The organism is Aestuariimicrobium sp. p3-SID1156 (genome assembly GCF_025144225.1).
Lineage (GTDB): Bacteria > Actinomycetota > Actinomycetes > Propionibacteriales > Propionibacteriaceae > Aestuariimicrobium.
Map to the genome: position 1 here is coordinate 1 of NZ_JALXXB010000009.1, position 18920 is coordinate 18920.

Consider the following 18920-nt stretch of genomic DNA (forward strand, 5'->3'; position numbering starts at 1 on the left):
CTTGACCGCATGTGTGAGCAGCACCCCGAGGCCGAATCGGACGCCCCCCACCTCGCTCCGGGCGAGGTCATGCCACGAGCCCGGGCCTGGGCGCGAACCCACCACGGCCACGGCGACAGCAATGTCGTGCGTGCCCACCGCGACACCCACACCCGGTTCGCCGACGGTGGCCGCACCGTCTGGACCCGCGAGCGGCGCGAGGAATTAGAGCGCCAGAGCCTCCGCCCCGGTGCCGCCCTGGCGCTGGGCGCAGGGAACCGCGCCATGGAGGAGGAGCCGGACCCGCTACGGACCTGCTTCGAGCGTGACCACGACCGCATCGTCCACTCGGCGGCCTTCCGTCGCCTGGCCGGCAAGACCCAGGTCGTCGTGTACCCCACCGACCACCAGCGCACCCGGCTCACCCACGCCCTGGAGGTCGCCCAGGTCGCCACCTCCATCGCCCGCGCGGTCGGGGCCAATCCCGTGCTCGCCGATGCGATCGCCCTGGGTCACGACTGCGGTCACGGTCCGGGAGGACATGCCTCCGAGGATGCCTTCGACTACTACATCCCCGAGGGCTATGACCACGGCCCCTGGGGTGCCAATGTGGTGCTGACCTCGCTCAATCTGTGCGCGGAGACCCTCGACGGGATCCGCAACCACTCCTGGTCGCGCCCGGCACCATCGACGATCGAGGGGGAGATCTGTTCGTGGGCCGACCGGATCGCCTACTGCGCCCACGACCTCGAGGACGCCTTCCACGCCGGAATCGTGCGCCCGCAGGACCTGCCGGCTTCGATCAGCGAGGTGGTTGGGGCTGATCGCCGCACCCAGCTCTCGCGCCTGATCAGCGCGGTGGTCGCCACCACGGTCGAGACCGGGCAGGTGGGCATGGACGCGGAGACCGCTGCGGCACTGGCCGAGATGCGCACATTCAACTACGAGCGGATCTACACGCGTCCGGAATCGCTGGCCCAGTCGCACGCCGTGGTCGAGGTGCTGCGAGCGCTCGTGGAGCACTACGTCGCGCGTCCCGAGCTGATGCCGCAGGACTACCGTGAGACCGACGACGCGGTGCGCGGTGCTGTCACCTATGTGGGCGGGATGACCGATCGCTTCGCCTTCACCCAGGCTCAGGAACTGCTGGGCTGGGACCCGGCGAGGCTGCCGCGCGGCATCGGGCGCGGCGCCTGAGTACTCGGGGCTGGCATTGGGTAAGGCGCTGACTAGGGGCGCAGCCGTTCCTTGAGGTCCGGCGGGAGCAGTTTGGCCCGCTTCATCAGCTGGTGCGCCGTGGAGACCGTCAGCGTCTGCCCGACCAGGATGCCCACCAGCACCAGTACCTGCGCGGCACCCGCCTGCACCGCCGAGCCACCACCCAGCAGGACGCCGACGAAGGCGCCGGGCAGGGTCACCAGCCCGACGGTCCGGGTGGAGTCCAGGGTGGGGACCAGCGCCTCCACCGCCTTGTTCTCGGTGACCAGCCCGATCGCCGCGGCGCGTTCCAGACCCACCGACAGGGCCGCCTCATAGGTGGGGATGTTGTCGCGCAGCTCGGAGAACAGGCGGCGGCCAGCCAGGGTGTGACCGGTCATCATGTTGCCGACCACGATCGACCCGATCGGGATCAGGGAGAAGCCGTTGAGCGGAGCCACCCGCGTCCCGAAGATGATGGCCAGCACAGGCAGCACCCCGGCTGCCATCGCCAGCGCGGTCCAGGGCCACGCCCGACGAACCCCGGTGCGCTTGCAGGTGGTGTAGGTGCCGATCGCGAACATGACGGAGACGAACAGGACGCTCGACCACAAGTGCTGGATGGCGGTCACCACGATCAGCGAGACCACTCCCAGCTGCAGGATCGCGCGCAGAGTCGCGATGACCACCTGGCGACCGATGCCCAATCTGGCCCGCCAGGAGACCACGACCGCGAGGGCCACGAGCAGGCCGAGGGCCAGGGCGAGGTGCCACGTGGGTTCGACTGTCACACGGCCAATCTAGCCCCGCTGCTCATCATGGTGGCGCGGTAGGCTGTCGGGCATGGCTGGACGCATCAACGACGAGGACATCGCCCTCGTCCGTGAACGCGTCCGCATCGACGAGATCATCGGTGACCACGTCGCCCTGCGCAATGCCGGCGGTGGCTCGCTGAAGGGCCTGTGCCCCTTCCATGATGAGAAGACCCCGAGCTTCCATGTCACGCCTGCGCGCGGATTCTTCCACTGCTTCGGCTGCGGGGAGGGCGGGGATGCCATCACCTTCGTCCAGAAGATCAACAACCTGACCTTCACCGAGGCGATCCAATTCCTGGCCGACCGCACCGGCGTGCAGCTGCGGATCGTGGAGGATGGTTCCGCGCGTCCGGGACTGCCGCCCGGTCTGCGGGTCCGCATCCTGGAGGCGAATGCTGCTGCCGCCGAGTTCTTCGCCGGACAGTTGCTCTCCCCGGATGCGCTGGTCGCACGCCAGTTCCTCGACGGGCGCGGCTTCGATCGCACCGCCGCCGAGCACTTCGGCGTCGGCTATGCGCCCCGCGGCGGCCGTGACCTGCACCGCCACCTCAACCAGAAGGGCTTCAGCGACGAGGTCCTGCGCCAGGCCGGACTGGTGCGGGACAACGGCTGGGACTTCTTCCAGGGACGCCTGCTGTGGCCGATCCGCGACTCGGGCTCCTCGACGCTGGGGTTCGGCGGTCGTCGTCTCTTCGACGACGACCGGCTGCCGGCCAAGTACATCAACACCCCCGAGACACCGGTCTACAAGAAGTCGCAGGTGCTCTACGGGCTGGACCTGGCCCGCCAGCCGATCGGCAAGAAGCACCAGGCCGTGGTGGTCGAGGGCTACACCGACGTGATGGCCGCCCACCTGTCCGGGGTGGACACGGCGGTGGCCAGCTGTGGCACCGCCTTCGGTGACGACCATGGTCGCCTGCTGCAGCGACTGATGGGCAACCACGATGCGTTCAACGGTGAGGTCATCTTCACCTTTGACGGGGACGCCGCCGGCCAGAAGGCGGCCCTCAAGGTCTTCGACGGCGACCGCAACTTCATCGCCCAGACCTATGTCGCGATCGAGCCGCGGGGTCTCGACCCCTGCGACCTGCGCCTCCAACACGGGGACGCCGCCGTGCGCGAGCTGGTGGCACGTCGCGTGCCGCTCTACCGCTTCGTGATGAGCAATGTCATCACTGGTTTCGACCTCGACCGGGCCGATGGACGCCTGGCAGCCCTGCGCGCCGCAGCTCCTCTGGTGAGCAGCATCCGCGACTCATCCCTGGTCAACGGCTATGCGCGGGAGCTGTCGACCATGATCGGGATGGACCTGGACGAGGTGCGCGCCGAACTGTCCCGGGCGTCGAGACGGCGGATCGAGGAACCCCCTGCGCGTCCCGCCACCGCGCCTGGCCCCACCGGGGAAGGGGACGCGGGGCCTGCGCTGGTCAGTGCGATCCCCATGCCCGACCCTCGAGACCGTCGTCTGGAGGTCGAGCGCACGACGCTCAAACTGATGCTGCAGCAGCCGCTGCTCTTCGACGACGCCTGGAATGGCGTACAGCCTGATCACTTCGCCCACCCTGCCTATCGTCTGGTGGCCAGGGCCGTGACGGCTGAGCCCTATTCCGGCCAGCGCTGGACCGACGAGCTGCTGGAACGCATCGAGGACGAGCAGGTGGACCAGCTGGTGGTCGAGCTGCTGGTCGAACCCGTCGTGGTCACCCCGGATGAGGACTACGCCGCCAGCTACTCCGCGCGCCTGCAGCTGGTGCACGTCACCCGTCAGATCAACGACCTGAAGTCGCGGCTGCAGCGGACCAACCCGCTGGAGCACGAGTCGGAACACAAGCGCATGTTCAGCCAACTGCTCACGTTGGAGACCCAGCGCAAGCACCTGCAGCAGGCCAGCCTCGGCGCGCTGTAGACCGCCCGCCGGCCAGGGCGCACCCTGTGACGCCTGTGGACGAAGAAGTGTGGCCCGTCGCCCCTGCGGCGTGGCGTCCACAGCGGGTTCTGCGGGCGCGCGTGGTCACGCAGGCTGGTGGCCATGGAGACCATCGAAGTTCTGAGCCGTGAGCAGGAGACAGAGCTGGCGCGTCGGGTGGAGGCGGGCGTCTTCGCCCAGCACCTGCTCGCCACGAGCGGCGGCACCGCTGCCAGCCGCGCTGAGCTGGCGTTCATCGCCGCCGAGGGGGACCAGGCCTGGCAGACGCTCTGGCTGGCCAATGTCGGCATGGTCCGGGTGCTGGCCGCCCGCTATGGACGCGGCCAGCGCGAGATCATCGAGGACCTCACCCAGGAGGGCTTCATCGCCCTCGCAGAGGCCCTGATGAGGTACGACTGGACCCGCGGGGTTCGCGTCTGCACCCACTCCTGGCACTGGGTGCGCAGCCGGCTGATGGCAGTGATGCGGAAGCGCAGCGGGTGGGAACGCACCACCACCGACGTCAACGAGGGTATGCAGATCGCGGCCCCCGTCGTCGAAGTGGACGCCAGCGAGTTGGCGCAGGTGGCACTGTCGGTGCTCAACGGCACCGAGCGTGCTGTGATGTTGGCCCGTGCCGAGGGACTGGCCCAGCGCGACACCGCCCAACGCCTGGGCATGGGGGTGATGACCGTCCGCACCATCGAGCAGCGAGCCATCCGGCGGGCGCGGCAGGCGCTGGAGGACCAGGTCGCTGCCTGAGCCGCCTGATAAATCTGGGCTGCCTGACAGATCTGTCGACATGGCGCCGCCTGACAGAATGGAGCCCATGTCATGGTTCTCCCGATCCCGTGCCCCCAAGGTCGATTCAGCGCTGCGCGAGGAGGTCCTCGCGCAGCACCCTGAGGCCGGTGAGGTCCACGCGATCGGCTCCGGTCCGCGGGTGCTGGTCCTGGCCTGCACCGAATGCCTGGCCGTCCGGCGGGAGGGCGCGGAGGCCAGCTGGCAGTTCGTCGGGTGGCACATGGTCAACCGGGGTGGCTGGAATGCCGAGCGCGGCGTCCTGAAGTGGTCCTTCGCGGACGGCGAGGGGGATGAGGTCGCGCTGGACGAACCCGGCCGGGTGCCCGAGGTTTTCCGTGACCGCGTCCAGGCCTCAATCCTGGTCGACCAGCGCTACGAGGCGCCGGGTGGGGGGCAGGTCATCATCGCAGGACGCCGGCAGTTGGGCGTCCCCGGTGCGCCGGTGGTCTGGCAGGCGACCACTGTGGGTGCCGCCCGGTTGACCGACCCGGCCGTGGCGAACTTCGTGGTCCAGCGGACCAACGAGCTGAGGGCCGACTTCGGCGTGTGAGGACGTGGGCTGACTGCATGCACGGTGCCCACATGAAGAAGCCCTGGTCAACCATTGGGGTGGTTGGCCAGGGCTTTTGCTCCCCCGGCTGGACTCGAACCAGCAACCGTTCGATTAACAGTCGAATGCTCTGCCAATTGAGCTACAGGGGATCGGACCGGAGTCCGAGGCGTCCCGATTGGCGCGGGGCGCGAGATGAAACGTTAGCAGAACTCCGTGGGGACCGCCAATTCGGCTGCGACCTGTTACGGGTAGATCAGGCGCATCCGACGGTGATGGAGACCGACGCGATCGCTAGGACGGAAGTCTTGCCGTAGCTCACAGCCCCCAGTTCGACGGTGCCCGGGCTGTTGTAGCCGAGGACTGCGGACGCGGGGCTGGTCGTTCCTATCCCGGCGGTGAGCGTCGTAGTGACCTTGTTCGACACAGCCGTGACGCCCGTCGGCAGGGTCGTGGACGATACGACTGGCGTGGAAGTCAGCTGGTTGTAGAAGTTTTTGTTCTTGTATTGAAAGCCGGAGACAGTGACCTCGGCGCTTGAAACAGCAATGGGGTTCCCATCCAACGTCGCGTTGCCAAACCGAACGGTAAGCCCGTCCTCGAGGCTGCCTACGACCGGAACGCTGATGCTGCCTCGTGGCGTGTTGAAAACAATAGGGCCACCCTGAGGATTGATTTCCGAGGTGTAGGTGCATTGCTGCGAGGCTGCAAAGGCCGGCACCGCCGAGGTTGCGAGGACCGCCGGCGCCGACCATGCCACGCCCTTGGCGACGGCACGACGAGAGACAGTGTTCTGTTGGACCATGGGGTCTCCTGGATCAGAGAGAACTTGCGTGGGAAAAATCCCTCGAGTGGCGACGCCACGGCGAGAGGCTAGCGGAGTAGTCACGGCGCGGGCAATAAGTGAACAGCCTCAATGTCCAAACGCTCAGTGACCGGTGCCGCGCAGCTCGGTGAGGAAGTCGTCGGCCCACTTGTCGATGGTGTGGGTGAAGACCTGCTTGCGCAGCGCGCGCATCCGGCGACGCCTATTGGCGGGTGAATCGGCAGCGGCCTTGAGCAGGGTGTCCTTCATTCCATTGATGTCGTAGGGGTTGACCATGTAGGCCTGTTTCAGCTCGTGGGCGGCCCCGGCGAACTCCGAGAGCACCAGAGCACCTTCCGGGTCGTCATGGCAGGCGATGTACTCCTTGGCGACCAGGTTCATGCCATCGCGCAGCGGGGTGACCACCATCACGTCGGCGATCCGGTACATCGCTGCCATCATGTCGCGCCCGAAGGAGGCGTGGCGGTAGACGATGGGGTCACGTCCCAGGTCGGCGGTGTGGGAGTTGATCCGGCCCACGAGCAGGTCGATGTCGTCGCGCAGCTTGCGGTACTCCTCCACCCGCTCGCGGGAGGGGGTGGCGACCTGGATGAAGACGGTCTTGCTGGGGTCGAGCTGGCCGCTCTCGAAGAGCTCGCCGAAGGCACGGATGCGTTGGCGCAGGCCCTTGGTGTAGTCGAGTCGGTCGACGCCGAGGAAGACGATCTCGGGGTTGCCGATCTCCTCCAGCAGTGCCTCCGACTGCTTGATCACCTCGGGGTCATTGGCCATGTCGTTGAAGCTCTGGGCGTCGATCGAGATGGGGAAGGCGCGGGCGCGCGAGAGGCGCCCATCCGGCATCTCGACAGCGTCCCCCTTCACCTTGCGCTCGGCGTTGTTGCGGGACAGGCGCAGGAAGTTTGCGGCACCACCCGCAGTCTGGAAACCGACCAGATCGGCACCCAACAGGCCCTCCAGCACCTGCCGGCGCCAGGGCAGCTGGAGGAAGAGCTCCACCGGAGGGAAGGGGATGTGCAGAAAGAAGCCGATCTTCAGGTCGGGGCGTAGTGCGCGCAACATCTGGGGAACGAGCTGGAGCTGGTAGTCCTGCACCCAGACGGTGGCGCCCTCCCCGGCCACCTCGGCCGCACGCTCTGCGAAACGCTTGTTGACCACGACGTAGGCGTCCCACCATTCACGGTGGAACTCGGGGAAGGCAACCGCGTCGTGGTACAGCGGCCACAGGGTCGCATTGGAGAAGCCCTCGTAGTACTCCTCGACCTCGTCGGCCGTCAGGGGCACCGGGACAACCTGGAAGCCATCGTGCTCGAAGGCCTCGACCTTTTCGTCAGGGGCACCGTGCCAGCCCACCCAGGCGCCGCCATTGCGTCGCATCACGGGCTCAAGGGCGGTGACCAGACCACCGGGGGAGGTGCGCCAGCTCACCTCGCCCTCGTCATCCGTGGTGCGGTCGACTGGCAGGCGATTGGCCACCACGACGAAACTGGCTCCGTCGCTGGGCGCGTCCATCGGTGTGGTGGGCTCCTCCGCCGCTGCCTCGGGGTCGGTGGGGGCAGGGTTGAACTCTGTGGTCATCACCATCTCCTTCACGAACAGCCTAACGAAGACGGAGCCTTCTCATAGGGTTGGCGGCATGACTGCCCCCTTCACGGCCACGACCCCCCGCGGCGAGGCGATCATGGACGCCATCGCTGCCAACCCTTCCCAAACCCTCATCGCCAGCGACTTCGACGGCACCCTGGCACCCATTGTCGAGGACCCGACCGCGGCCCACATCCACCCCGGCGCCCGCGAAGCCTTCGCCCGCTTGGGTGGGCTGGTGGGTCACCTCGCCATCGTCACCGGTCGCGGGCTTGCCTCCGTGCGCGAACTGGGACGCCTGGACGAGGGCGAGGGGCTGGGGTCGCTGCTGGTCCAGGCGCAGTACGGGGTCGAGTCCTGGAATGCCGGCACCGGTGAGGTGAGTGAGCCGCCGTTGCCACCCCAGATTGGCCAGGCCAAGGCGCAGGTGCAGCAGCTGCTCGCCCAGCTCGCCGACGAGGGTTACGACGTGGAGGGGGTGGGCCTGGAGGACAAAGGCCGCGCCCTGGGCGTGCACACCCGCCGCACCCGCGACCCCCAGGGAATCCTGAACCTTCTGCAGGAACCCATCGCCCGGATGGCCGAGGACCTGGGACTGCACCTGGAACCGGGGCGCATGGTGTGGGAACTGCGAGCCACCCCCGGCACGAAGGGGCAGGCCCTCGACACGGTCCTGGAGCTGACCGGGAGCCGGATCGCGGTGATGATCGGTGACGACCTGGCCGACCTCACCGCCTTCGACCGCCTCCACGAGTTGGAGCGAACCGAGGGCCTGACCGTGGCGGCGATTGCCAGTGCCTCAGCGGGGGAGCAGCCGGTGGTTGCCGAGCACGCCGACGTGCTGTGCGAAGGGCCTGCGGGCGTCGCCGAATGGCTCAGCGCCCTGGCCGACCGCATTGAGGCGGCCAGCGCAGGGCGCTGAGGGAGCTTCCCGGACTGTCCTCGCCAAGGATCTCGGTGGAGATCAGGCGAAGAGGCGGTCGCTGTTCCAATGGGTGCCGATCCGCGCTGCGGGGGACCAGCGGCCGCCGCCCTGGTGGCGATAGACGTAGAGGTCACCGGAGGACTTGCGTGCGACCAGGTCGCGGCGTCCATCGTTGTTCAGGTCGCCGGGGGAGTAGACCATGGTGAAGGCACCCCAGCCGTGACCCACCTTGGTGGTCGCGCTGATGCGTCCCGTGCTGGACATCGTGTAGGCCATCAGGTCGCCGCCGCTGGTGATCGCCAGCAGGTCCGGGGTCGCGTCCCCGTTGATCTGCCCGACGGTCATGGTGCGGGTGATGTTGGATTTCCAGCCGCTGCCGATGTTGGCCTGGAAGCTCATCCCCGTGGGGGCCAGGCGGTAGCGGCGAAGGGCTCCATCGGAGCTGGCGCCGACCAGTTCGGGGTAGCCGTCCTTGTTCACGTCGGGCATCACCACCAGCTTGGACATGCCACTCCAGTTCCAGCCCACCTGGACCCCGGGATGGTAGGCCAGGCGGCCACGGGTGCGGTAGAGCCACATCGACCCGTCAGTCCTGCGGGCGATCAGGTCGGAGATGCCGTCCCCATTGAGGTCCGGCGTGCGGCTCATCCAGTTCGTCGAACCCCAGCCCGGCCCCACGACCTGGCTCGCGGCCATGGTCATGTCGGCCTTGCCCGGGTAGAGGCGCAGGGTGTTCGCCGAGTCCACGGCCAGCAGGTCGAAGCGTCCATCGCCGTTGAGGTCGCCGTAGCGGTCGGGGTTGGGGACGCCCGGAGACGGCGTGGGGGTCGGGGTCGAGCCACCGCCTGCGTTGCAGTCCAGCTGGGCGGGTTTGGTGGGGGTGGTGCCGGGGTAGTTGCGGCAGACGCCGATGCCACGACGAGCCAGGCCAGACTTCATCGCGCTGAGGGTGGAGGCATTGAAGCCGTTCCACTGCATGTGCATCAGGACTGAATCCCCCGCGCGGGCGTTCGAGACCACGTAGCTGACCAGTTCGGAGCTGGACTTGCCGCGCCAGTCGTTGGTGTCGACGTTCCACAGCCAGGGCTTCATGCCCACCGAGGCATAGGCGGACTGGACGGTGCTGTTGATGGCACCATAGGGCGGACGTCCATAGGTGGTCACCACACCCGGCGACCCGAGCTGGCGCTGGACCCCGGAGTAGGACAGCGTCCTCAGGTCGGGGTGGCTGATGGAGTGGTTGAACACGTAGTGGCCGTGCGCGCGTGCGAAGGCGGTGTCGATGGTGCCGGCGGTGATGCAGTTGCCGGTGGGGAAGAGCACCAGGCCGATGTCCATCTGTTCAGCAGCGAGCACCACGGACTTGAAGGAGCTCAGCGACTTGGGGCAGTCGTCGAAGGTCAGGGTCACCCGGCTGGTGGGGTTGGGGCCCTTGCGCATGTCATAGGCCGCCTGGGCCTCGCTGGCGCCGTTGACGATGCCGGTGGCAGCCAGCGCCAGTCCGACCGCGGTGGCAGTGCTGCGGCGCAGCCAGGTTCCGAGACGGCGCTGTCGTCGAGTAGCAGTGTTCATCGCCTCAGGGTACGCCGGAGGGGGTGCAGGACGGCCTCCCAGTGAACAGTGTCGAGGACCCCCTCGATAAAGCGGACCGAGCAGCCGGTCACCTGCCCCATGCCTCTGGTTGAGGGCGGCGAGGGTGGGGCGTGCGGGGCTCGAACCCGCGACCCAGGGATTATGAGTCCCCTGCTCTGACCGGCTGAGCTAACGCCCCCTCGCCGTTTCCGCTTGTCGGAGCCACTTTGGCGGTGGATGTCCTAGGCTATCGTAGGACTCGCTAGGCTACCCTTTTGGCTACCAACTATGGCTACCCCTCTCGGGGCCGCGATCAGTCTACCGCTCGCGGGCACGCAGAATCCGCCCCCGCCTCCACGGGGGAGACGGGGGCGGGGTGTGGGAAGATGCGGGGCATGGACTTTCTGCAGTCGGCGCGTGCGGTGAAGCACCGTGCGTTCGTGGCGTCGAAGCATGCTCGCTGGGCTGCTCGGGACGCCAAGCTATGGCTGGATGATCGCCGCTGGGCCGCCGCCGAGGGGATCTGGCCGCTGCAGTACGCCAACTTCCCCCACACGTTCCTTGCGCGGAGCGCCCCGATGGTGGGCGAGCTGCAGCCCGCGCCGCCGATCCTGTGGGCGTGTTGGATGGGTGGGGATTTGAGTGAGAACCGCAGGCGATCCCTTGAAGGGTTGCGCGCCCAGGCCGGGCTTGAGTTCCGGCTCGTGGAGCGCGCCGAGGACGTCGAGCTGCCGGACGCCCCGTTCCACCCTGCCTACCCGTTGTTGTCCGCGGTTCACAAGTCGGACTATGTGCGGGCCTATGTGATGCACCACTTCGGCGGGGTGTACGCCGATGTGAAGCCGCTCCCCGGCGAGCTGCGGCCGGTGTTGGACTTGCTGAACGGTGATGATTCCCGATGGGTTGTGGCCTATAGGGAGGTCACGTCGAACTACGTGCCTGACCTGCCGCACGAGTTGGGTGTGGCGATTCGTCGGCACTACCGATCGGTGATGGGCCCTTCCGGGTTCGGCTTCCGGCCGGGAACGGCGTTCACGGCGGAGTGGATGCGCGAGTTGCACGCACGCCTGGACTATTTCTCAGGTGCGTTGGCGGAGGTGGGGGGAGGGTTCTCGCCCTACACCCAGCCTGCCGGGTATCCGATTCGATGGTCGGAGATCCTCGCGGACATCATCCAGCCGTTGTCGATGAAGCACCAGCGGCATGTGGTGTTCACTGATGGGGTTCGCCCGGTGCTGCGGGGGTACCGCTAGAGGCTGGTCCAGTGTGAGCGCGGGATGAGGGTTAGCCCGGTACGCCACTGTTGGTTGGAGAAGTGGCCGGGTGGGACTTCCCCGCGGGGATCGTAGACCGCGGAGTACCAGACGCGCATGTGGGTGCCGTTCTCGTGGGGCTGCATGGTGGCGCGATAGGGGCCGGCATCCCACTTGCCTGCGCGTCCAGTGAGGCAGGTCGCGCCGCTGGTCCAGGCGATCCCATCGGCGGAGACAGCGGGGAAGAAAAAGCCATCCGCACCGCCGATCATCCAGAACCGGCCATCGGGGCCCTCGATGACGTCGGCATGGTAGGGCTGAAGCACGGTGCCGGGGTGGCGGGGGTTGGTGGCGCCGGTGAAGACGATCGTCTGCGGTGCGGACCATGGCCCGTAGGGGCTGGTGGCGGTGCGCATCGTGTCGGGCAGGTTTGACGCCCCGCAGGCCCACATGCGCCAGTCGGTGTCGCTGGCCCACACGATTGACTGCGAGGTGGTCTGCTGCACCGAGTTGGTGCCGTCTGTGACACCATTGGTGGCAAGGATTTCGACTGGCGTGGACCAGGTGGTGCCGTTGGTGCTGTGCGACATGCGGATGCGTTCGGTTTTCAAGCCGGTGTGGTAGCGCCGCCATGTGAGGATGAGCCGGTTGTTGGTGGGGTCGTAGAGCAGGTCGGTGTCGCTGTTGGAGTCGTAGATCGCCCCTGATCCGAGTTCGATGGGGTTGGTGAGTCCCGGGGGGGTGACCCATTCCCAGCCGTCGTGGGAGGCGTAGACGCAGGGGTTTTCATGTCTGGGGTCGCCTTCGGTGAAAGGGGTGATGCCCAGCCAGTAGCGGTAGCCGTTCCATGGTGCGCCGAAGTCCACCACGTCGGGGTGGACGGTTTGGTTGTCGCCGAATGGGGTGGTGATTTTGAGGGTGGTGTCGACGTTGTAGGGGGCTGCGAGGGGCAGGGTGTAGGGCAGCCCACCCCCACCGGTGGGCTGCCCGGCGCTGCTGGCGAGGATCGCGAGCAGGCTCATGCGAGCACCTCCAGATTGTCGATGCGCACACTAGTGCTGCTGCTGTAGACGGCGAGGTTGGGTGCGGATGCGGGGTCGGTGTAGGTGCCTTCGAGGACGCGGGTGCCGTCAATGTAGGCGGTCATGGTGCCAGTGGTGGCGCGGAAGCTCACCTTGACTGCGACGGTGGCCGCGGTGGAGTAGTCCTGCGCGCCGGGCACGAACGCCCACGGGCTGTTGGTGGTGGAGCCGTTGCCGTTGTTGAAGGTGACAGGTATCGGGGTGTTGCCGCCCGGCTGGTTGAGCGCTACATAGGTCTTGCTGGCGCCGCGGTTGATGTAGACGCCGTGGCCGTTGTTCTTGGCGAGGGTGACGTTCTTGGGTCGCACCTCCACGGAACTGTCCGTGGAGGCGGGCAGGGTGACGGTGAACAGTAGGTCCATGTCGCCTGCGGTGACGCCGTGGCTGATGGTCGATTCCCCTGCGCCGGATCCTGGCTGCATCTGCTGGCTGACGACCTTCGCCGTGACGCTTCCACCCCACGTCTGCCCCGTGTCGGCGGCGCTGCCCAGGAGGGCCCCGTCTGCGCGGGTGAAGGTGTCGTACAGCTTTCGGGTGAGGGTGGTCGCGGCCGTGGTCGTGACGGTGATTGCCGCCGTGTCGGCGGTGTTCCCTGCCGCGTCCTTCACCCGCGCCCGGCAGGTGTAGGCGGTTCCGGCGGTCTTGCCGGTGACGGCGTGCGACGCGGAGGCCTGGAACGCGGTCCATGTCGCCCCGTTGTCGGTGGAGAAGGCATACGGGGCCGCGGCCAGCCCGCCCGCGTCGGATGCGCCGGAGATGGTCAGCGTGAACCCGGTCTGAGTGACAGCCGAGGCCGCCAGCGTCCCAGCCGTGGGTGGGGTGGAGTCTGCGGGCGCCGCCGTGGTGGATGCGGTCACAATGGCGCCCTGCGACTCGTTCCCGGCAGCGTCCCTGACCTTGTGGCGGAAGCCGTAGCTGGTGCTGGGGGTGAGCCCGGTCGCGGTGTAGGACGACGCGGCCTGCCATGCCGACCACACCCCACCACTGTTCGTGGAGAACGCGTAGGGGGCGGCGTGCAGACCGCCCGCGTCGGATGCTCCAGCCACGGACAGGACGGCACTCGTCGCAGCCGGGGTGACCGACAGCGTGCCAGCGGTCGGAGCTGTGGTGTCGGCAGGCGGGGTCGTGCCGCCGGTTGCGAGCGCGGCGAGGTCAGCGGCCTTCGCCCACGCCGAACCGGTCCACTCCAGGATGATTCCCGCACCGGCAGCCACGCTGAATCCGGCGACGGTGATAGCGGACGCCGAGGTGTTGCGGTAGCCGGCGAGTTGTCCCGCCGTGGTGCCCGCAGCGGGGGTCGTGTTGCCAGTGATGCGGATCAGAGCATCCGAGCCGGAGCCGCCGCCGGTGCCGGTGGGGGCATCGACCCACGCCAACCCGGTCGAGGTTGCGCCCAGGACCTTCCCCGCCACAGGAGTCGGCAGGGTGGAGTTGGCGAGCTCCTTGACGTGTGCGATGGTGCCAGCAGTCAACAGCCGGCCCTGCGCATTGGTCTCTGCAGTGTAGAACGCCATGGTCAGGCTCCCAAGGTCAGGGCACCGCCAGCGGTGCGGGTGGTGGTGGAGATAGCGAGCACCCCGTCGACGGTGCGGGAGACGGTGATCCCGCTGCCCGTGCCGCCACCGGTGCCCGGCGTGGTGGTGCCGGTGCCTGCGAGGGCGCGCATCTGCCCCAGCGGCAGCGGCGAGGTCTGCGTGTGCGTGTCCGCCGAGATGGGCACCCCGACAATCATCGGCAGCCGGTCCCCGTTGAGCAGCCCGAACACGACGTTCCAGCGGCCCTCCAGGATCGCGTGGGGGCCGGTGGTGTTGGTGCGCGGATTGATGAGGTCGCCGGCGCGAAGCTGGAAACGGAGAGGGCGCACAGCCACACTGTCAGGGCCGGGCACCGTCACATCGGCGGGCACGAACGTCACCCAGCCGCTGGACGCCTCGAACGCGGTCAGCTTGTCGGAGTCGGTGCCGTCGAGGTCAGCCGAGAGCTGGCGGCCGGTGATCCAGCCGTACCGGGCGCCGGCGGGTGGGGTCAGTTCGGTGACGGCGCTACTCACTGCGCGTCCTCGTTGAGTGCACGCTCGGGCACGTAGGGGCGCACGACCTCGCCGGGTTCGACCATGTTGTTGGCGTCGCCGGCGAGCACCTTGTCGCCGTCGCGTTCCTCCAGGACGCGGCCGCGGGCGACGAGGAAGCGGGGCCAGGCGAGGGAGGCCAGCCCGAACCATCCAGCGAACATGGCGAGGATCAGCGCGGACAGGTCGGGACTCCATCCGAACAGGTACGTCAGGAGGGCCAGTGTGGCGGCCGCTGCGCCCATCGCGGCCTGCGTGAGAGTGACGGTGCTCGTCTGGTCGTTCATGCCTGCGCCTTCCAGGTGGTGTCCTTGATGGCCTCGCGGGCGCCCTGCTTGGCGGCCTCAGCGACCTTGTCCATGTCGATGGGCTGCCCGCCGGCGACCTGCCCGAGGGCGGTGGCGATGCCGGACAGGAGGCCCTTGACCTCACGCAGTTCATTCACTGCGAGGGTGGACTGGCGGTAGGCCTGGGCGAGCATCAGCGACGCAGGCGAGGTGTCGCCCTTCTCGGGGGTGGCGGGGTTGTCGAGCTTGTGGTTCCACAGGTCGGCGGGGGTGGGCATGTCGTCCTCCTTGGTGTTGACGCCGGTGTTCGGCAGGGGCTGGGGCTTGGGTGCGATGGGGTCAGGCTTGGGGGCTGGGGTGCTGGGCTTCGCGGCGGGGGTGACGCCGAGGCGTGCCTTCACGTCACGGCGGAACGCGCCCATGTCGAGGCCGGGGTCGGAGAAGTCGCGGGCACTGGACACCTCGCCGTGGCCGTGGACCTCCCCGCCGTTCCACTTCGCCAGGCGACACATGGCGGCAGCCCACTTCACGGCAGCGGCGCGCTGGGCGGCGCTAGGGGCACCGGGGGCCATGATTTCGAGGCCCATTGTGTAGGCGTTCCCGTCCACGGCGGAGCCGCGCAAATTGATGCTGCCGCTGTCGGGGAAGCTGGCAGCCTTCATCCGGTCGAGTGCAGCCTGTGAGATGCCGCCCACATGGTTGGCGCGGCCAGCACCGACCATGTAGACGATGCAGTCGTCGTCCAGCGACGACAGGCACAGCGGGCCGGGGGCCTTCACGGGGCCGGTGCGCAGCCAGCCGCCGGGCGACGAGTAGGACTTGGCTGCGCTGCCACGGTAGGCGGGGCCACCCGTGTGGTGGATGGTCACGCCATACCAGGCGATTCGGCCGCGAACGTAGGGGCCGGTGGTGCGATGCGGGCCGATGCAGCAGCGGCAGGCTTCGCGCCATCCGGGGGTTTCGACGACGGTCAGGCCCTCAGCGCGGAGGGCGTCCACGATCTGCTGGGGCGAAGGGAAGTTAGCCATGATGTGCTCCTGGGGTTCAGGGTGTCGGTGTTGGCTCGGTCGGGTTTGCGGTCACGGTGACTGTCGGTCCGGGTTCGGTGATGGTGGGTCCGGGTTCGGTGACGGTCGGCAGTGCCTTGCACGCGGTTGCTCCGGCGATGGTGACGGTGGTGCCGTCTGTGAGGGTGGCGACCAGTGCGCCGTCCTCGCATGCGAGGGAGGTAATGCCGCGTCCGGGTGCGCCGTCCTTCCCGTTCTTGCCTGCTGGTCCTGCCGGACCTGCCGGGCCTGCGATGGTGGAGTCGGCACCGGGTGCCCCGGCGCTGCCGTCTGCACCGGGCAGGCCGGTGGCGTCGGTGCCCGGCTGTCCGCTGGGGCCGGGTTCCCCATCCGCGCCGGGTAGTCCGCTGGGGCCGGGGCTGCCGGGGCTGCCGGGGGGCCCGTCGCGTCCGTCGCTGCCGTTGAGTCCGGGGCTGCCGGAGGGTCCGGGTGGGCCTGCCGGTCCGGGTGGGCCGAGTTGCGGGTCGTCGGTTTGCTGCACCTGCGAGGCGACCTGCTGGGCCTGCTCGCACAGCCCGGACTCGCGGAAGGTGCGGCCCTCGGCAGAGTTCGGTTTGGCGCATTCGGCCTTGATGCGTTCGATGAGGGTTTCGGCAGCAGCCGCATTCTGGGCGGCCTGCGCCGCCTCCAGTTCGCGTGCAGCTTCGGCACGGGTCACCAGGTGCGAGGCGACAGCGGCGACGATGACGGCGACAACGGCGACCGCAAGCCACAGGCGGACCTGCCACGACTGGTCGCGGGTGATCGCCCGCTCGGCCTCCAGGGCGTGGCGTGACTCAGGCATGGGGGCCTCCCAGCTTGGGCAGGGGGATGGGCAAGGGGTCCTCGGGTTCGTCGGTGACCATCCATTCGGGTGCTTCTGGCAGCGTCACGGTGTGGTCGTCGGTGTCGGGGTGGTGGATCAGGTTGTGGCGTCGGATGGTGCGCAGCACCTCGTAGCGCCATCCCTCGGCGGCTTCGAGGTCGCGGGCCTGTCGTCGGATGAGGCGGCGGTTGCGGCGTGAGAGTCCCAGCGTGGAACCTGCGCCCATGACGAGGACGAGGACCAGCAGGTTGATGATGTTGGCGAGGCTGTCAACCACCGGCAGCCTCCCCTCAGTCGCGTTCGGACCAGACACCTGCCAGCAGCACGGCGAGGGGCAGCGCCAGCATGAGCAGCAGGAGTGGTGCAGCCAGCGACGCGGGTGGGTTCACGCTCAGTGACCACACGATCAGCGGCAGTCCCCATACTCCGGTGCAGGCGACGGAGGCGGCGCAGCCGATCAGTGCGGGGATGGGGTGGCGCATGATGCCGCCGATGATGAGGCATAGTGCGGCGAGGATGTTTACCGCTGCCCACTGCCTGGCGTCCACGAATGCGATGGCGTCGAGCACGGATTCGGGGGCGATGGATGGTTTGCGGGTGGGGGCGGCGAGCCTTAGCAGGTGCAGCACCGCCAGCCCGGCGTGGGTGATGCCGAGGATGATGGTTAGGCTGACCAGCAGCGCGGGGACGCGGGCTAGGCGGGCAAGCATGACGCCTCCTGTCAGCCGATGGTGGCGCCGATGGGGGTGATGATGGAGCCGCCGTTCGCGGCCGAGAGGTTCGCGTACCGGTAGCCGGTTTTGCCGGTGACGTTGCCCCACGAGTCCGGGCCAAGCGAGGACTGCAAGGTGCCGTGCGCGTTGAGCATGTAGGCGTAGCTGGTGCCGCTGCCGGTGAAGTTCGCTGACGCCTTGAAATGATTGGCGTTGGCGACGAGGCAGTCGCCGGCATATCCGGCGCCGCAGTGCAGTCACGCCGCATGGTTGTCGAGGTATACCTCGCAGCCGGTGGCTTTGAGGCTGGAACGCTGGGCGCCGAACTTCACCCCGACTGCGCCGGGGCTGTAGCTCTCCATGTAGACGCCGGACATGTAGAGGTGTTGGTCGGAGCCCATCTCAATCCCGGTGGTGTACTGCTCGATGCTGCCGCCGTGCATTTTGACCATGGAGCGGTCGGTCATGATGATGCCGCGACCGTAGGTGTCGGCGGTGCGCTGCAGCCCGCTCACCCGGAAGTTGACGAGCGACACGTTGTAGCAGTAGTCGATGCGCAGAGCCAACCCATTCCAGCGGGTGAACACACGGTCCAGATACACATACCAGGCCTGGTTCATGTTGATGGCCTCAGCGAAGTCGACCAGGAACACGTCCTGGATGGTGGCGGCGCCCGCGATTTTGATGCCGATGCAGCCGGTTGCTCCCGCACCCCGCCCCTGGAAACGGATGCCCTGAATGTGGCCCGAGTGGCAGACGACACCGATCCCGTTGTGGTCCACCTTGATGGCGGTCGCAGCGGTCGCATTGGGCGTGTTCTGGCTGGGAGTCACCCCGATCCAGCGCTGCGGGACCGGCATGGTGATCGTGCGGGTGGTGCGGAAGGTGAGGTGCGGGGGGAAGAACACAACCCCTTCGACCCCTGCCGCGTTGGCGGCGGCTTCGATGGCTGCGGTGTCGTCAGCGACCCCATCCCCGACGGCGCCATAGGTGAGGACGTTGACGATGCCCAGCCCGACACCGCCGCCGCCCGGGCTGTCGGGGACGGTGAGGGTGAGCGCCAGGTTGGAGCCTTGCACGGTGCCCCAGCCGCCCCAGTCGGTGCCGGGCACGGGGCGCACTGAGGCGGTGGCGAGCGCGAACCGTGCCTCAGCGGGGGTGAGCGGGGACAGGGCGGGGATGGAGCCGAGCGCGACACTGCCCGACCCGGCGGGCACCTGGATGCGGTAGGGGTGTTGCTTGTGCCAGCTCTTGCACACTTCGATGTACCAGGAGCGCATCCCGTCCTGTGTGGCCACCGCATTGTCGTAGACGGGCAGGTCGACACTGCCGGGCACCGGCACCTCCCACGACCCGGCCTTGATGATGGTGCCGTCGGTGTCGTTCAGGTCGCACGGCAGGGTGAAAGTCACGACGTCGCCGGTGCCGATGCGTTCGCCGGGGAAGTCTGTGGCCTTGATGGTGACGGTGCGCCGCGTGATCGCCATATG

Annotated in this window: 20 protein-coding genes and 2 tRNA genes; 6 read left to right on the forward strand and 16 right to left on the reverse strand. The window is 68.1% G+C overall.

Going from position 1 to position 18920, the window contains the following annotated elements:
* The first annotated feature begins 69 nt into the window (after window positions 1-69).
* Window positions 70-1176 (forward strand): HD domain-containing protein, encoded by a 1107-nt coding sequence (locus M3G03_RS09890; RefSeq protein ID WP_396121941.1) that lies wholly within the window; start codon window positions 70-72, stop codon window positions 1174-1176.
* 32 nt (window positions 1177-1208) lie between these two features.
* Here M3G03_RS09890 and M3G03_RS09895 read toward each other — a convergent pair whose 3' ends face one another.
* Complete coding sequence (locus tag M3G03_RS09895) at window positions 1209-1967, reverse strand: ABC transporter permease (protein ID WP_259809536.1); 759 nt, start codon at window positions 1965-1967, stop codon at window positions 1209-1211.
* 52 nt (window positions 1968-2019) lie between these two features.
* Between M3G03_RS09895 and dnaG the strand changes: the two genes are divergently transcribed.
* The 3 genes from dnaG to M3G03_RS09910 all read left to right on the forward strand — a co-directional run bounded on the left by dnaG (window position 2020) and on the right by M3G03_RS09910 (window position 5251).
* A complete protein-coding gene (gene dnaG, locus M3G03_RS09900) occupies window positions 2020-3897 on the forward strand; it encodes a DNA primase (RefSeq protein WP_259809537.1) in 1878 nt (625 codons plus the stop codon).
* A 123-nt stretch (window positions 3898-4020) separates the two neighbouring features.
* Window positions 4021-4659, forward strand: a complete 639-nt coding sequence (locus tag M3G03_RS09905) for a sigma-70 family RNA polymerase sigma factor (RefSeq protein WP_259809538.1) — start codon at window positions 4021-4023, stop codon at window positions 4657-4659.
* A gap of 67 nt (window positions 4660-4726) precedes the next feature.
* Complete coding sequence (locus tag M3G03_RS09910) at window positions 4727-5251, forward strand: hypothetical protein (RefSeq protein ID WP_259809539.1); 525 nt, start codon at window positions 4727-4729, stop codon at window positions 5249-5251.
* Between the two features lie 79 nt (window positions 5252-5330).
* Here M3G03_RS09910 and M3G03_RS09915 read toward each other — a convergent pair.
* From M3G03_RS09915 to M3G03_RS09925, 3 genes are all read right to left on the reverse strand, one after another.
* Window positions 5331-5403 (reverse strand) — tRNA-Asn (locus tag M3G03_RS09915).
* A 104-nt stretch (window positions 5404-5507) separates the two neighbouring features.
* Complete coding sequence (locus M3G03_RS09920; RefSeq protein WP_259809540.1) at window positions 5508-6056, reverse strand: hypothetical protein; 549 nt, start codon at window positions 6054-6056, stop codon at window positions 5508-5510.
* 123 nt (window positions 6057-6179) lie between these two features.
* Complete coding sequence (locus tag M3G03_RS09925; protein ID WP_259809721.1) at window positions 6180-7586, reverse strand: trehalose-6-phosphate synthase; 1407 nt, start codon at window positions 7584-7586, stop codon at window positions 6180-6182.
* 124 nt (window positions 7587-7710) lie between these two features.
* Here M3G03_RS09925 and otsB point away from each other — a divergent pair, with 124 nt between their 5' ends.
* Window positions 7711-8580 carry a trehalose-phosphatase gene (gene otsB, locus M3G03_RS09930; RefSeq protein ID WP_259809541.1) on the forward strand — a complete coding sequence of 290 codons (870 nt, stop codon included), beginning with the start codon at window positions 7711-7713 and terminating at the stop codon, window positions 8578-8580.
* A 42-nt stretch (window positions 8581-8622) separates the two neighbouring features.
* Here otsB and M3G03_RS09935 read toward each other — a convergent pair whose 3' ends face one another.
* Both M3G03_RS09935 and M3G03_RS09940 read right to left on the reverse strand, forming a co-directional pair.
* Window positions 8623-10155, reverse strand: a complete 1533-nt coding sequence (locus M3G03_RS09935) for an FG-GAP-like repeat-containing protein (protein WP_259809542.1) — start codon at window positions 10153-10155, stop codon at window positions 8623-8625.
* 125 nt (window positions 10156-10280) lie between these two features.
* Window positions 10281-10354 (reverse strand) — tRNA-Ile (locus M3G03_RS09940).
* 196 nt (window positions 10355-10550) lie between these two features.
* On the opposite strand from M3G03_RS09940, the gene M3G03_RS09945 reads away from it, so the two are divergent.
* Window positions 10551-11408, forward strand: coding sequence for a hypothetical protein (locus M3G03_RS09945; RefSeq protein WP_259809543.1), 858 nt, complete (start codon window positions 10551-10553; stop codon window positions 11406-11408).
* Here M3G03_RS09945 and M3G03_RS09950 read toward each other — a convergent pair.
* The 10 genes from M3G03_RS09950 to M3G03_RS09995 all read right to left on the reverse strand — a co-directional run bounded on the left by M3G03_RS09950 (window position 11405) and on the right by M3G03_RS09995 (window position 18917).
* Window positions 11405-12430, reverse strand: coding sequence for a hypothetical protein (locus M3G03_RS09950; protein WP_259809544.1), 1026 nt, complete (start codon window positions 12428-12430; stop codon window positions 11405-11407). The two genes, M3G03_RS09945 and M3G03_RS09950, sit on opposite strands and share 4 nt — an antisense overlap.
* Window positions 12427-14004: a hypothetical protein gene (locus tag M3G03_RS09955; protein ID WP_259809545.1), complete on the reverse strand. Its 1578-nt coding sequence runs from the start codon at window positions 14002-14004 to the stop codon at window positions 12427-12429. The genes M3G03_RS09950 and M3G03_RS09955 overlap by 4 nt, the downstream gene beginning before the upstream one ends.
* A 2-nt stretch (window positions 14005-14006) precedes the next feature.
* Window positions 14007-14540, reverse strand: a complete 534-nt coding sequence (locus M3G03_RS09960; RefSeq protein ID WP_259809552.1) for a hypothetical protein — start codon at window positions 14538-14540, stop codon at window positions 14007-14009.
* Window positions 14537-14845, reverse strand: coding sequence for a hypothetical protein (locus M3G03_RS09965; RefSeq protein ID WP_259809554.1), 309 nt, complete (start codon window positions 14843-14845; stop codon window positions 14537-14539). The genes M3G03_RS09960 and M3G03_RS09965 overlap by 4 nt, the downstream gene beginning before the upstream one ends.
* Window positions 14842-15873: an N-acetylmuramoyl-L-alanine amidase gene (locus M3G03_RS09970; RefSeq protein ID WP_259809556.1), complete on the reverse strand. Its 1032-nt coding sequence runs from the start codon at window positions 15871-15873 to the stop codon at window positions 14842-14844. Before M3G03_RS09970 ends, M3G03_RS09965 begins: the two co-directional genes overlap by 4 nt.
* A gap of 16 nt (window positions 15874-15889) precedes the next feature.
* Window positions 15890-16696 (reverse strand): hypothetical protein, encoded by an 807-nt coding sequence (locus M3G03_RS09975; RefSeq protein ID WP_259809559.1) that lies wholly within the window; start codon window positions 16694-16696, stop codon window positions 15890-15892.
* Entirely contained in the window at window positions 16689-16994 is a 306-nt protein-coding gene (locus M3G03_RS09980; protein WP_259809561.1) for a hypothetical protein, read from the reverse strand. Before M3G03_RS09980 ends, M3G03_RS09975 begins: the two co-directional genes overlap by 8 nt.
* Before the next feature lie 13 nt (window positions 16995-17007).
* Complete coding sequence (locus M3G03_RS09985; protein ID WP_259809564.1) at window positions 17008-17427, reverse strand: hypothetical protein; 420 nt, start codon at window positions 17425-17427, stop codon at window positions 17008-17010.
* Window positions 17428-17438: 11 nt separating this feature from the next.
* Entirely contained in the window at window positions 17439-17585 is a 147-nt protein-coding gene (locus M3G03_RS09990; RefSeq protein ID WP_259809566.1) for a hypothetical protein, read from the reverse strand.
* 102 nt (window positions 17586-17687) lie between these two features.
* Window positions 17688-18917 carry a glycosyl hydrolase family 28-related protein gene (locus M3G03_RS09995; RefSeq protein ID WP_259809568.1) on the reverse strand — a complete coding sequence of 410 codons (1230 nt, stop codon included), beginning with the start codon at window positions 18915-18917 and terminating at the stop codon, window positions 17688-17690.
* Between the last annotated feature and the right edge of the window lie 3 nt (window positions 18918-18920).